This window comes from Achromobacter sp. ISS7 (genome assembly GCF_056523125.1).
This window is the reverse complement of the sequence record NZ_JAWRZD010000001.1, coordinates 3,822,426-3,835,368: the sequence shown is the minus strand read 5'-3', so window position 1 is coordinate 3,835,368 and position 12,943 is coordinate 3,822,426. Positions and strand designations below refer to the sequence as shown.

At 69.1% G+C, this 12,943-nt stretch carries 16 protein-coding genes; 8 read left to right on the top strand and 8 right to left on the bottom strand.

The features are described 5' to 3' along the window. The first annotated feature begins 98 nt into the window (after positions 1-98). The 3 genes from AC1HFW_RS17275 to AC1HFW_RS17265 all read left to right on the top strand — a co-directional run bounded on the left by AC1HFW_RS17275 (position 99) and on the right by AC1HFW_RS17265 (position 3,257). Positions 99-1,004, top strand: coding sequence for a LysR substrate-binding domain-containing protein (locus tag AC1HFW_RS17275; RefSeq protein ID WP_061072488.1), 906 nt, complete (start codon positions 99-101; stop codon positions 1,002-1,004). Between the two features lie 158 nt (positions 1,005-1,162). After that, a complete protein-coding gene (locus AC1HFW_RS17270; protein WP_479284576.1) occupies positions 1,163-2,641 on the top strand; it encodes a glutamate-cysteine ligase family protein in 1,479 nt (492 codons plus the stop codon). Positions 2,642-2,813: 172 nt separating this feature from the next. Beyond that, positions 2,814-3,257: a CesT family type III secretion system chaperone gene (locus tag AC1HFW_RS17265; protein ID WP_104021627.1), complete on the top strand. Its 444-nt coding sequence runs from the start codon at positions 2,814-2,816 to the stop codon at positions 3,255-3,257. A 27-nt stretch (positions 3,258-3,284) separates the two neighbouring features. Here AC1HFW_RS17265 and AC1HFW_RS17260 read toward each other — a convergent pair whose 3' ends face one another. From AC1HFW_RS17260 to sctW, 8 genes are read right to left on the bottom strand one after another with little or no spacing between them, the layout of a single operon-like run. Continuing rightward, entirely contained in the window at positions 3,285-3,551 is a 267-nt protein-coding gene (locus AC1HFW_RS17260; protein ID WP_006392823.1) for an EscF/YscF/HrpA family type III secretion system needle major subunit, read from the bottom strand. Positions 3,552-3,561: 10 nt separating this feature from the next. Beyond that, the gene (locus AC1HFW_RS17255) at positions 3,562-3,834 is read right to left on the bottom strand and encodes an EscE/YscE/SsaE family type III secretion system needle protein co-chaperone (protein ID WP_006392824.1); all 273 of its coding nucleotides are present in this window, start codon (positions 3,832-3,834) and stop codon (positions 3,562-3,564) included. Positions 3,835-3,859: 25 nt separating this feature from the next. Beyond that, on the bottom strand, positions 3,860-5,206 hold the full coding sequence (gene sctD, locus AC1HFW_RS17250) for a type III secretion system inner membrane ring subunit SctD (protein WP_241074286.1): 1,347 nt from the start codon (positions 5,204-5,206) through the stop codon (positions 3,860-3,862). 25 nt (positions 5,207-5,231) lie between these two features. Further along, positions 5,232-7,325 carry a type III secretion system export apparatus subunit SctV gene (gene sctV / locus AC1HFW_RS17245; RefSeq protein WP_006392826.1) on the bottom strand — a complete coding sequence of 698 codons (2,094 nt, stop codon included), beginning with the start codon at positions 7,323-7,325 and terminating at the stop codon, positions 5,232-5,234. Positions 7,326-7,333: 8 nt separating this feature from the next. Next, a complete protein-coding gene (gene sctY / locus AC1HFW_RS17240; protein WP_006392827.1) occupies positions 7,334-7,693 on the bottom strand; it encodes a type III secretion apparatus assembly chaperone SctY in 360 nt (119 codons plus the stop codon). 8 nt (positions 7,694-7,701) lie between these two features. Beyond that, a complete protein-coding gene (sctX, locus tag AC1HFW_RS17235; RefSeq protein ID WP_006392828.1) occupies positions 7,702-8,109 on the bottom strand; it encodes a type III secretion apparatus assembly protein SctX in 408 nt (135 codons plus the stop codon). Between the two features lie 22 nt (positions 8,110-8,131). Next, positions 8,132-8,512 carry a type III secretion system chaperone family protein gene (locus tag AC1HFW_RS17230; RefSeq protein ID WP_006392829.1) on the bottom strand — a complete coding sequence of 127 codons (381 nt, stop codon included), beginning with the start codon at positions 8,510-8,512 and terminating at the stop codon, positions 8,132-8,134. After that, on the bottom strand, positions 8,509-9,609 hold the full coding sequence (sctW, locus tag AC1HFW_RS17225; RefSeq protein ID WP_116520507.1) for a type III secretion system gatekeeper subunit SctW: 1,101 nt from the start codon (positions 9,607-9,609) through the stop codon (positions 8,509-8,511). The genes AC1HFW_RS17230 and sctW overlap by 4 nt, the downstream gene beginning before the upstream one ends. Positions 9,610-9,836: 227 nt before the next feature. Between sctW and AC1HFW_RS17220 the strand changes: the two genes are divergently transcribed. From AC1HFW_RS17220 to AC1HFW_RS17200, 5 genes are all read left to right on the top strand, one after another. Then, positions 9,837-10,562, top strand: a complete 726-nt coding sequence (locus AC1HFW_RS17220) for a hypothetical protein (RefSeq protein ID WP_035359970.1) — start codon at positions 9,837-9,839, stop codon at positions 10,560-10,562. Positions 10,563-10,580: 18 nt separating this feature from the next. Continuing rightward, positions 10,581-11,384: a hypothetical protein gene (locus tag AC1HFW_RS17215; protein ID WP_479284571.1), complete on the top strand. Its 804-nt coding sequence runs from the start codon at positions 10,581-10,583 to the stop codon at positions 11,382-11,384. An 88-nt stretch (positions 11,385-11,472) separates the two neighbouring features. Continuing rightward, on the top strand, positions 11,473-12,063 hold the full coding sequence (locus AC1HFW_RS17210; protein ID WP_241074318.1) for a hypothetical protein: 591 nt from the start codon (positions 11,473-11,475) through the stop codon (positions 12,061-12,063). Positions 12,064-12,104: 41 nt separating this feature from the next. Then, the gene (locus AC1HFW_RS17205) at positions 12,105-12,416 is read left to right on the top strand and encodes a hypothetical protein (protein WP_006392834.1); all 312 of its coding nucleotides are present in this window, start codon (positions 12,105-12,107) and stop codon (positions 12,414-12,416) included. Between the two features lie 23 nt (positions 12,417-12,439). Next, on the top strand, positions 12,440-12,943 hold the full coding sequence (locus AC1HFW_RS17200; RefSeq protein WP_006392835.1) for a SycD/LcrH family type III secretion system chaperone: 504 nt from the start codon (positions 12,440-12,442) through the stop codon (positions 12,941-12,943).

Genomic DNA, 12,943 nt, shown 5'->3' with positions numbered 1-12,943 from the left:
GGAGCACCCGAAGAGCCACGAGTGTAGGAGTGGCTAAGTATTTGAAAAAATTCTTTTTTCGGCATAGTCTATGCAAGTTTGCTATACCCTGTGACCCCATGAGCCGACCGCTGAATTTCCGTCAGATCGAAGCCTTCCACGCGGTAATGCTGGCCGGCACCACCACCGGCGCGGCGCAGATGCTGCGCACTACGCAACCGTCGGTGAGCCGCCTGCTGGCGCAGGCGCAACAGGCCAGCGGCCTGAAATTGTTCGACATGGAGCGCGGCCGCCTGCGGCCGACGCGCGAGGCCAAGGACCTGTTCGATACGGTCAAGCGTCACTTCGTCGGCCTGGAGCGCATCGAGGACCGCGTGGCCGCCATGCGGCGCAGCGGCAGCGGGGTATTGCGGCTGGCCTGCACGCCGGCGCTGGGCCTGGGCATGCTGCCTGGCGCGGTCGAGGAATTCGCGCAGCGCTATCCCGACGTGCACATCAACATGCAGACCGTGGGCAGCCAGTATCTGCGCGAGGGGCTGCTGCATGGCACCTATGACGTGGTGGTGACGACGGTGCCGCTGGATGGCGCGCACCTGGCGCTGCAAAGCCTGCACGAAAGCGCGGCGGTCTGCGTGATGCGGCCGGACCATCCGCTGGCGGCGCTGCCGGCCATCGGCATCGCCGACCTGAACGAACGCCGGCTGCTGGTGCTGAACGCCGACGACGACGTGTACCTGCAGTTGCGCGGCGCGATGCTGGCGCACCAGGTGCAGCCGGTGTCGGAAATCGAGACCACGTATTCATCGACGATCTGCGCGCTGGCCGCGGCCGGCACCGGCCTGGGAATCGTCAATCCGTATATCGCCGACGTCTTCGCGCAGCAGCTGGCGATACGCCCGTTCACGCCCAAGCTGCCGGTGCGGGTCTGCATGGCCTATCCCGCGCAGACCGCGCCGTCGGTGGTGACGGAGGCCTTCGTCGACATCCTGACGCGGCGCTTCCAGGACATGGCCGAGCCCGACTGAGGCGATCTCGCCGGCCGCCGGGGAACGGCGGCGCCATCGGTGTTACTCAGCTTGCGGCGCGCCCTGCGCCAACAGAACAAGGAGACAGTCTTGATGCACGCCGCCACCCCTTCCGTTCCGGACCGCCGGACCTGCTCGCGCGCCGCCGGAGCGGCGCGATGACGCCGCGCGCGGGACGCACGCTGGGGCTGGAAATGGAGATGGCGGTGGCGCGGCGCGATACCGGCGCCAGCCATCCGGTGGGCGGCTACTTCGAGGCGCTGGCCGCGATCAAGGCGGCACGTGGCGAGGCGCCTGGCCTGACGCGCATCGGCGAGCGCATCGTCGGCGTGTCGGTGGCGGCCGGCGAGAGCGGCCTGGACAACGGCTTCAACCTGCTCGAGACCGCGTTCGCGCCGGTGTCCGAAGACGACGGCGGACTGGCCGAGCTGGCGCGGCGCGCCACGCGGGAACTGCACGATGCCAGCCGCGCGCTGGAAGCGGAAGGCGCGGTGCTGCTGAATGCGTCGGAACATCCGGACTGCACGCTGGACCCGTCGTGGTACGCGACGGTGCACGTGCCGCGGCCGATCTACCGCGAGCTGGTGGGCCATCGTGAATGGCTGCATCGCGTGGGCATCGATGCCAAGGCACAGAACAGCCCGTGCACATCGGTGGACGTGGCGCAGGCGGCGCGCGCGCTCAACGTGGTGCTGGCGCTGGCGCCGGCCAGCATCGCGATCTTCGCCAACAGCCCGCTGGAGAACGGCCGCGCGACCGGCCTGAAGGAAAACCGGCTGACGGTGTGGGACCGCATGTTCCGCCACTCGCGCTATGCCGGCGACTACCACTTGCAGCGCCTGCCCGAACGGCCGTTCGTGGACCTGGGCGATTATTTCCGCTGGATGTTCGCGCCCGGCACCGCCAGCCGCTGCCTGCCGCTGGCGGCGGACGATGGCTACAAGTCGGCCACTGGCGTATACCTGCGCGGGTCGCCCTGCCTGTCGGCGTTCCTGGCGTCGGACGGCTGGCCGGGCCGGCGCTCGGACACGGGGGAAGGCGTCACCATCGCGCCGCAGGGCGCGCATTTCGAGTATTCGCAGTTCGCGCATTTCCTCGATGCGCGCTGGCGCTACCGGCTGGCGACGCCGCCGTCGCTGGAGGCGCTGCGCGAGGCCTGGCGGCGGCCGGGCGGCATCGAGGAGCTGTATGCCCAGTTGGGCGCGAGCGGCTACATCGAAGGCCGCGCGCCCGGCGCCGGTTTCGCCGACGCGCAATTGCTGCGCGAGGCGGGGCGCGAGGTCGCGGCGACGCTGGTGATGGCGCCGTCCGCGTTGCAGCTGGGGCTGATGCGCAACCTGCCGCAAGCCGAGGACCTGCTGCGGTCGTGGGGCTGGCTGCGGCTGCGGGCCATGCGCGCCGACGCCATGCGCGACGCGCTGCACGATCCCGCGGTGCATGCCCTGGCCGGCGAGGTGCTGGCGGTGGCCGAAGGCGGGCTGGCGCCGCAGGAACGTCATTGGCTCGGCTATGCGCGTTACGCGCTGGATGCGCGCAGCTGCGGCGCGGACCGGCTGCTGCGCCTGTGGCGCGAGCTCGACGGCGATGCGCGCCGCCTGGCCAAGGTGTGCGAGGCCAGGGCGGCGGTGCCGCTCTGAATCGTTCGCTGTTCTTTTGTCCATGCTCGAAGTCCGGCAGCCGCCGCAAGCGGCCCGGGCGCTCGAGCTGCCGAGGCTTGGGATTCGCGCGGCGCGGGTGCCATAATGGCGGTTCGTCCATCTCGCGCTTCGAGCGGCCGCGCCCGTCGCGCCCGCATCGCCACTCGTCACCGTGTCAGACCCTCAATTCGCCCAGGTGCTTTCCGAACTCGGCCAGGCCCTGGGCATTCCCGCGCTGGCGCCCGCCGAGGGCGGCCTGTGCCAGCTGGCATTCGATGGCCGTCACCTGGTGCAGCTGATGGCGCATGGCGCGCGCGGCCAGATCCTGCTGTCGTGCGCGGTGGGCGGGGGCAAGATGGACGGCGCGCTGGCCCTGCTGGCCGCGCAGGGCAACTTCCTGCAGGCGGGCGGCGGCGTGGTGGCGTGCGCGGCCCCGGATGGCCGCATGCACCTGCAGCTGGGCGTGGCGCGCGAACAATGCGGCGCGGACGCGCTGCTGGCCGCGATCGATGCGCTGCTCAACCAGGTTGAGGCCTGGGAGAAGCGCGCCGCGCGCGCCGAGCCGGGCGCGGACGCGCCGTGGCGCAATCCCGCCTTCATGATGCAGTCGGTGTGAACCCGCGCGGCGGGCGCCGGAGCCGGTTCAGCTGGCTTTCTGGATCACGCCCTTGAGCGAGTCCGCGATCTGCTTGGTGATCGTGCTCTGGATCTCGATCAGCATGGTCCATTGCTGCACCTGTTGCTGCATCTTCAACATGTCTGCCTGCGACACGCTGCCGTCGGCGTTGGTGCGCAGGTTGGACAGCGTCGTTTGCAGGTTGCTTTCCTGCGAACGGATGCTGTCGTAGATCGTGTTGTTCACGCTGTTGAAATTCAGGCCGGACGAGCCGGTCAAACCGTTCAAAGCCATGATGCGTCTCCTAGCGATTCAGGGGAGAAAAAGCGGCGGGCGGCGCGTCGGCGCCTTCGCGGGGGTCGAGCGGCAGCGCGGCCAGCACCGCGCGCGCGGCGGCGGCGGCCTGCGCCACCGCCTGGTATTGCTGGAACGCGACCGGCACCAGGCCAGAATCCAGGCGCTGGCCGGCAGCGTGTTCCAGTTCGGCGAGCCGTTGCGACAGGGCGGCGCGCAAGGCGCCGCCGCCGGGGGCGGCCAGGCGTTGTTCCAGTTCGGTCAGGGCAGTCGGATCGGTCATGGTGTCGGGGGCGGCGGTTGGGAGTTCAGCGCGTCACGATGGCGGCGCGCGGGCCTTCGAAAATGATGCGGGTGTTTTCCACGGCGACCAGGCGGTACTTGCGGTAGACGCCGCCCACCAGCAGCTTGCTGCCGTCTTCCAGCACGATGAAGGGCTGCGGCCCGCCGACCACGCTGCGGATCACGAATGGCACGCTGTCGGCCGCCGGCGAGGCGCTGGCCGCGGCCAGCCTGGCGACGCCGAGGTGGTTCTGGTTGAACTCGTTCAACACGTCCTGCAGGCGCGCCTGCTGGTCGTCGTCGAGCGCGCCGGCGGCGATTTCCAGGTGGTCGGGCTTCCATGCGAGCGTGACGCCGGACAGGCCCGCGTCCACCAACTGGCTGGATAGCGTGTCGCTCAGTTGCTGCGTCAGCGCGATGTTGTTGCCCAGCACCGTCATGCCGGGCAGTTGCGCGCGCAGCGCATCCAGCGCCGAGGCGCGTTCGCGCGCGCTGCTGGCGATGCCGGCGACGTTCAGGCGGCCATCGCCCTCGTAGCGCGGCTCGTAGCGCACGTTGAAGGCGCGCAGCGCGGTGCGGGCGGTGCGCACCACCTCGTCTTCGTTGCTGATGCGCATGGCGGGCATCGGCCAGATCTGCGACAGCGCCGAGGCCACGGCATCCTGTTCGGCGGCGTTGCGCACCCAGCCGGACACCGTGACCACGCCGTCGCGCGCCATCGAGACGTGCAGGCGCGAGGCCAGGCCCATGCGCTCGAAGACCGCGGAGATCTGCCCCACGGATTTTTCCGCGGCCGCCAGGCGCGGGTCGACCTGCGGCGCGCGGCTGGCGGTGGATTGCGGCATCAGGGTCAGGACGATGGCGACGACGATGGTCAGCACCACCGCGGCCAGGCCCAGCACCATGGGCCAGGAGTCACGCTTGCGGCGCCGGCCTTGCGCGGGCGGCAGCGGCAGGCGCCGCTCCAGCTGGCGGTCTTCGTCGCTGACCGGCGGCGTGGCCGCCGGCGCGATCGGGGGCACCGTTTCGGGCGCGGCGTCCGGTTCGGCCGCCACGCGCGCCAGCGCGTCGTTGGCGGCGTCGGGCGCGTTGGCCCAGGGGTCGCCGCGGCGGGCCACGGTGATCCAGACCGGACCCAGCGGCACCGGCCGGTTGAACGGCGTGCCGGGCTGCTGGCTGGGCGCGCCATCGTCCAGCGCCAGGTCCCAGCCGCCTTCGCCGATGCGCACGCGCGCGGCGCGCGGACCCATGCCGTCGTCGGCCAGCACGATGTCGCAGGCCGGGTCGGCGCCCAGCACCGCGCCGTCCGCGACCAGGCAGCGCGCATCGCGATGCAGGCCGGACAGCACGCGCAGTTCCAGCGCTTCGCTCATGAGGGGGCTCCGGTTGCGGGCGGGTTCACAGGTCCACCCTGGCCAGCGGCTGCACGTTGATTTCCTGGGTCAGTTCCTGGTAGGACAGCACCGGCAGCTCATACAGGTCCTGCTCGATCATCTTGCGCAGGTAGCGGCGGATGTCCATCGAGGTCAGCAGCACCGGCTTCTGCGCCGCCGCGCTCAGGTCGCCGGTGGCGCGCTTGATGTTGTCCACCAGCTTGCGCGAGGCGTTGGGGTCGAGCGCCAGGTAGCTGCCCGCCGAGGTCTGGCGGATGGCGCCGCGCACCGTCTCTTCGACGTTGGGCGCCAGCAGGTAGGCGGGCAGGATGTTCTGGCCGCTGGAATACTTGTAGCTGATGTGACGCTTGAGCGAGACCCGCACGTACTCGGTCAGCAGCACCGAGTCCTTTTCCTTCTGGCCCCACTCGATCAGCGCTTCCAGCACCGCGCGCAGGTTGCGCACCGAGATGTCCTCGGACACCAGCCGCTGCAGGATCTCGGCGATCTTCTGCACCGGCATCACGCGCAGCGCTTCCTTGACCAGGTCGGGGAAGCGGTCTTCCATGGCCGTCAGCAGGAAGCGGGTTTCCTGGATGCCGATGAAATCCGACGAATATTTCTTCAGCACGAAGGCCAGGTGCCAGGTCAGCACCTGGTGCGGATCCAGGAACGGGATGCCGGCGGCCGAGAGGGTCGGCGCCAGGCGCGCCTCGACCCACAGCGTGGGAATGTTGGGCAGGAAGCGCTTGTCGGTTTCGTAGGGAACCTGCAGCGCCTGCAGGTTCTGTTCCGTGTCGCGCACCAGCACCGCGCCCGGCCGCAGCTTGCCCTGCGACACCGGCACTTCGGACAGCAGGATGTTGTAGGTGTCCGCCGCCAGCGCGTCGTTGAAGCGCAGCTGGATGCCGGGGAAGGGCACGCCCAGGTCGAAGTACAGGGCGCGGCGGATCTTCAGCAGTTCCTCGTTGAGTTCGTCGGCGTCGAAACTGCGCTGCAGCGCGGCGGCCACGTCGATCATCAGCGGCAGCGTGGGCGCGAACTCGGCGCTGCCGTCGGCGCGCGGCTTGGCCTGCGGCTTCTGGCCGTCGGCCGCCAGCGCCGGGATCTCGGTGATCTCGCCGGTCTTCTCGTCCACCACCTTGCGCGTGCCGCGCAGCAGCACGAAGCCGATGGTGCCGACCACCGCGGCCAGCGCCAGGAAGGTCAGTGTGGGCATCCCGGGGATCAGGCCCATGCCGACCGCGATGGCGGCGGCGATCAGCAGCGCGCGCGGCTGCGCCAGCACCTGGGCGCCGATGTCCTTGCCGACGTTGGAGGGGCCGTCTCCGGTCTGCACCCGGGTCACGATGATGCCGGCGCAGATGGCGATGAAGAGCGCCGGGATCTGCGCGATCAGGCCGTCGCCGATGGTCAGGATCGAATACACCTGCACCGCCTCGCCCGCGGTCAGGCCGCGCTGCATGGTGCCGATGAGGATGCCGCCGAGCAGGTTGACCGCGACGATGATGAGGCCGGCGATGGCGTCGCCCTTGACGAACTTCATGGCGCCGTCCATGGCGCCGTAGAGCTGGCTTTCCTTCTCGACCACCGAGCGGCGCTTGCGCGCCTCGTCCATGTCGATGGTGCCGGCGCGCAGGTCGGCGTCGATCGACATCTGCTTGCCGGGCATGGCGTCCAGCGAGAAGCGCGCCGCCACTTCTGCCACGCGCTCGGCGCCCTTGGTGATGACCACGAACTGCACGATGGTGAGGATCAGGAACACCACCAGGCCGACGATCAGGTTGCCGCCGACCACGAAATTGCCGAAGGTCTCGATGATGTGGCCGGCGTCGCCCTGCAGCAGGATCAGGCGGGTGGTGGCGATCGAGATGCCCAGGCGGAACAGCGTGGTGACCAGCAGCACCGACGGGAACGACGAGAACGCCAGCGGCGATGGCAGGTACATGGCCACCATCAGCAGGATGGCGGACAGCGTCATGTTGGCGCCGATCAGCACGTCGACCAGCGTCGTCGGCAGCGGCAGGATCATCATGAAGATGATCGAGACGATCAGGACCGCCAGGACGATATCGTTGCGGCTGGTGGCGGCGGCGACGACGCGGTTCAGGGCTTGCATGGGGCGGCTCAAGTCGTTTCTGCTTCGGTGGGGGCGACCGCCACGGCGGGGCGCAGGGCAACGTAGGCGCGCATGGCCGCGGCGGCCTCGTCGCGCCGCTCCAGGGCCAACAGGGCCTGCGAGCGGATCAGGTGGAAGGGCGCGTCGACGCCGCCCTGCATGGCCAGCTGGTCGAGCGTCGACAGGGCCGCGTCGGGCTTGCCGGCGCGCAGTTGCGCCAGCGCCAGCGTGGCCAGCTGGCGGCTGTCGGCCAGCCCCAGCGTGCGCAGCGCGTTCAGCACCACGGCGGTCTTTTCGGGGCGGTTGTTTTCCAGGTAGACATAGGCCAGCAGGCTGAGCAGCTCGCGGGCGTCGGGCGTCAGAGGCATGGAGGCGTTCATCCCTGGTACAGCGCGCTGCGGTACATGGCGACCAGGTCGCGCAGGCCGGCCTCGTCCTTGAGCAGCCGCACCGCGCGGTTCAGCGCGCGGGCGTCCTCGGGATTGCGGTCCTGGCTTTGTTCGGCCGCGGCGGACAGGCCTTCCAGCGTCGCCTGCAGGGCCTGGGCGAACTTGCCGGGCAGCAGCAGGTCGCGGTTGGCGACCGTGGGGCGCAGCTGGCCGTCGAGGTAGCGGTCGATGTTCGGGGTGTCGAGCAGTTGCGCCAGCTGCGCCTTGACGCCATCGGCCGGCGGCGCCAGCTCCTGGCGTTCCGGCAGGTGCTGGCCGGTGGTTTCGCGGCCGGCGTAGCTGATGCCGTCCAGTCCCCGGTCGAAGGCGAAGCCGCTGATGCGCATATCGGACATGGTGTGGGTCTCCGTTCCGGGGTCAGTCGGCGCGCGCGTCGTCGAGCCAGCGCGCCAGCGTGTCCACCGCGCGCCGCAGCGCGGGGGCGTCGGTCTGGTCGGCCGGCAGGCGGGTCAGCGCCAGCAGCCGGGGAATGCCGTCCTGGTCGCGCAGGGCCGCCTGGACCGGGTAGCCCGCCAGATGCGAATGGTGGGCCCGGCGCCAGGCTTGCAGCAGGCGCGGCGCGGCGTCGTAGGGCACCGGCTCGGAGACGTAGACCAGCACTTCGTCGCCGGCCGTCTCGATCGCGACGCGGCGGCCCGAATCCAGTTGCAGCGCCAGGTTGCCGCGCGGCCCCAGGCCCAGCCGGTCCAGGCCGATGGTCTCGCCGAAGGCGCCCAGGGCGCGATCCAGGCTGTTCATTCGTATTCCTCGTCGATGGCCGCGTCCAGGGCCAGTTGCGTCGCGCTCAGGACCGATTGGCGGGCGTCCAGGTCGGGGAACATCGGCAGCGGCAGATCCTTGAGCACCGCGCGGATGCCGCCCAGGAAGGTGATGCGGGCGGCGACGCTGTCGGCGCCATGGGTGGCCGCCAGCGCCGCGAAACGCGATTCGGACAGCCATTTCTCGTTGCTGACGTTGACCAGGTCCAGCATCAGCTTGTCGGCCGCCAGGGGTTTGCCGTGCTCGCGCGCCATTTTCTCGCCCAGCTCGCCGCAGCCGTCGAGCACCGTGACCGCCACGCCCAGCTGATAGAGATCCTGCATCAGCGCCTGCAGCCGGTCCTGGCTGGTGGAGGGGCGGGCCGCGGCCAGGTCCTGGCCGAGCGCCTGGATCAGCTGCTGCAGGCCGCGCGCCACGTCCTTGCCGCCGAAGCGTTCCAGCGCCAGGGACAGGGTCTTGGCCAGCGAGGCCTCGCCCAGCACCACGTCCTGGTAGGTGCGCTGGAAGTCGGCCACGCCGCGGGCGTCATCGGCATAGCCGGCGGCGGCGCCGACGGTGTTCAGGCTGGCGCGTATCTGCGGACCGCTTTCCAGTTCCAGGTCGGCCAGCGCCTCGCGCAGGCCGTCCAGCACGTCCTCGGGGGCGCCTTCGCGCTCCCCCTGCCGCAGCGCGTATTGCAGGCCGAGGTACTGGCGGGTGGCGTCACCGAACGCGCGGGCGGCGGCCTGGCGCGGATCGGCGCCGCCGGCCAGCAGGTGGCGCGCCAGCTCGATCAGTTTTTCCTGGGCGTCGGCGTCGTGCGATTCGGCCAGGTAGGCCACGATGGCCTCGGCGCTGAGCAGCTGCAGCGGGGCGTCGCGGCCGATCTTGCGTTCGGCGTGGTGCTTGTCCTCGGTCTTCTCGGCCATGTGCAGGCTGAGTTCCTCGGCCGAATCCGCCAGCGAGATCTCGCCGTCCACCGTCATGGCGGCCTGGCCCAGCATCGTGCCGACCTGCTGCTGGCCGTTCTGGAGGTCGGCGTGCGAGGTCGTGGACGAGAAAGCGGAAGCGGGCAGGCCGGCGTCGATACGGTTCATGAAGGCGCGAGAAACGGCGGACGAAGGCCGCGCACAGTCAGGGGTAGTAACGGTTGGGCGGGGAAAGTTCCATCGTTCTTTCATGGAACCAAGGCGCGGCGCCGGTTACGTACACCAGCAGGCCACGGATTCGACAGAACCCATTTCCGCCGCGCCGAATTCTAGGGTTAACCCGTGTCGTCCAGACGCCCGCCAGGCGGCGCGGACGGTCAATCAAGGAGAAAGGAATGTCTACGGTTTCCGGAGTGGGAGTGGGGGGCGTGGCGAGCATGGATCTGTCCAGCATGGACATCGAGACCGCGCTGATGACGGTCCAGACCCAGCGTTCGCAGCTGCTGGAGGACGCCCTGCGCCAGCAACTGGACTCGGTCAATGGCCGCAACGCGCAGATGGCGGGCCTGAACGAGGCCATGAACGCCAAGACGGCCGACAGCCTGAAACTGGAGTCGTCCAATGTGACGCTGCAGGGGCAGATCGACCAGCTCAAGGATCTGCAGGGCCGGCTTGCGGCCAGCAAGTGCCCCAATCCCGAGGGCTGGTATGGGCTGTCCTGGGGCCAGGGGGACGACAAGGCGCTCTCGCACGCCACGCTCGACCAGATCAAGGCGGCCGGGCTGACCATTCCGACGGGTGACGACGCGCCCCGCGATGTCGATCGCAACGGCACCATGGATGCCAAGGGCCGGGTGGTGCAGGGGTTCGTCGATCAGCTTGGCGGCAAGATCGCGGCGCTCGAGGCCCAGATCGCCAGCAACGGCCGGGCGATCGATGCCAACACGCAGGCGGTCAACGAGATCAAGAGCTCGCTCGACAACCTCGGCAACACCCAGCAGATGGAAATGCTGCGGTTGCAGGGCCTGACCGGCAAGCGCAACGAGGCGTTCGACGTGATGACCAACTTCATCAAGAAGATGCAGGAAAGCCGGTCGTCGATCATCGGCAACATGCGTTGACCGGATAAGGGGCAAGCGATGGTCGGACCTGTCAATGGCAGCCAGCCCAGCCTGGGCGGGGTGGGCCTGGAGAGCTCCAGCGGCGTGCGCGGCGCCGACCTGGTGGGCGCGGACCAGGAAACCGCGATGCTCAGCGTGCAGGGCGAGCGCGGACGCCTGCTGGATAAGCAGATCGAGGCCCAGATCCAGGAGTTGCGCGCGCTCAACCGGCGCCTGGAACTGCTCAACACGGTCCAGGCCGGCCTGAAGGCGGTGCAGGCGCAGTTCAATGCCGGGGCCAAGTACGACAAGGAATGGGACGACGCCCATGGCGGCTGGAGTTTCCGCCAGGCCGACAGCATCAACCGGGCGGCGGCCGAGGCCGGCATCAACCTGGGATTCTCTTCCGACAGCAATACCTGGCGCCTGTTCGGCCACATGGGCGACATGAAGGAATTCGCCCGCGCCTACCTGCCGCCCGAGCAGGCCGAGCTGCTGGCCCAGTGGCGCGACAAGGGCGATCTGCGCGGTCATTTCCTGGCCGTGGACCTGGTCAAGAAAATGGCCGGCGGTGAAGGCTTCATGACGCCCGACTACCCCGGGCAAACCCTTAATCGCTGCCCGGGCGGCATTCGCTACGACTCGGAATACGGCGAACTGCGCAAGGCGGTGACCCGGGTGCAGGGCGCCATCGACGAGGCCTCCAACCTGCAACAGGACCAGATGCTGCGCCTGCAGGCCCTGATGAACCGCCGCAATGAGTCGGCGGACATGCTGACCAACTACGTCAAGAAGATGCAGGACAGCAAGATGGCGATTTCCGAGAAGATTCGTGGAACCTGACGCCGGGTTCCGTTACTCAAGCTGCATAGTCGGTCAACCGAAACATCGAAGCCAGGCGATCCGCCCGGACCAGGAGCTTATCTTGAACATGAACGTGAGCAACGCCGGCGTCGGCGGCATCAACCTGAGCAACATTTCCGGCATGGACATCGAGACCGCCTTGATGATGGTCCAGTCCGAGCGCACCAAGCTGCTGGACAGCCAGCTCAAGAGCCAGATCGAGGAAGTGCAGAAGCGCAACGAAGTGACCGGCGCCCTGAACGACATGCAGGCCAAGCTCAACGGCATGAAGGGCACGCTGGACTCCAAGGACGCCAAGCCGGGCGACCAGGTCAAGGAAGGCGCCGGCACGCCGACCAACAAGGCGCTGGCCACGGACTACGCCACCCAGGCGTTCAAGCTGGGCATGGACCCCGCGCCGGTCAAGGCCACGCCGATCAAGGACGCCGCCGGCAACGTCATCGGCGCCAACGTGACCGGCATGCCCACTCGCGAGGGGCTGGAAAAGGCCATTCCCGACATCAAGAGCAAGCTCGACGCCGCCAGCAACAGCCAGCAGATGGACATGCTGCGCCTGCAGAGCCTGTCGAACAAGCGTAACGAGGCCTTCGACACGATGACCAACTTCATCAAGAAAATGCAGGACAGCCGCTCGTCGATCATCGGCAACATGCGCTGATCCCCACCCCTTCCTTCCCGCCCGCAATCCGGAGACCGGCAATGGCCGACACCCAAGACCAGAACATCCAGGACATCATCGAGCGCGCCGAAGCCGCCGTGCGCGATGCCCGCCAGTCCATCGAAGCGTCCGACGACAACCTGCGCAAGCTCGGCCTGGACCCGGACAAGGTCCGTGCCACGCTGCAGGCGCAGCCGATGGACGAGCGCCAGCGCGAGGAGGCCGAGGCCCTGTTCCGCCAGGACATGGAGGCGGTCGACCGCGAAGTCGAGCAGGAAGCGGCCTATGCCCGCCAGCGCAGCACGCCGCGCGCCGCGGGCGCCCCGGTCAAGCGTCCGCGCACGATGGTCTGACCCTGCCGATCCTGGAGCCCGCCATGACCACCACCGCCCAGGCGCCGATGACCGGCGCGGAGTACGCAGCGCTGCATGACCAGATCGTCGAGCAGATGGCCAGGGGCGGCAGCCTGGGCCAGCTCAAGGGCGTGACCGCCGACGAGTGCGAGGCGCTCTATGGCCTGGGCTACGGCCTGTATGAAAAAGGGCGCTATGCCGATGCGCTCAAGGTGCTGGCCTACCTGGTGACCCTGGATCACACCGAGCATCGCTACCTGGTGGCCCTGGGCGCCACCGCCCAGGCCATGGGCAAGCACGCCGACGCGCTGCAGCAGTACATGGCCGCCGCGCTGCTCGACCCGCTGGAGCCGGCGCCGGTGTTCCATGCCGCCCAATGCCTGCTGGAAATGGGCCAGCCGGCGGCCGCCCTGCAGTCGTGCGAGCTGGCGCTGGCCATGTGCAAACCGGATCGCCACGCCGTGCTGGCCGAACGCGCGCAGGGACTGCGCGACCTGCTGGCGGCGCGTGGCGCCAAGGAGAATTGA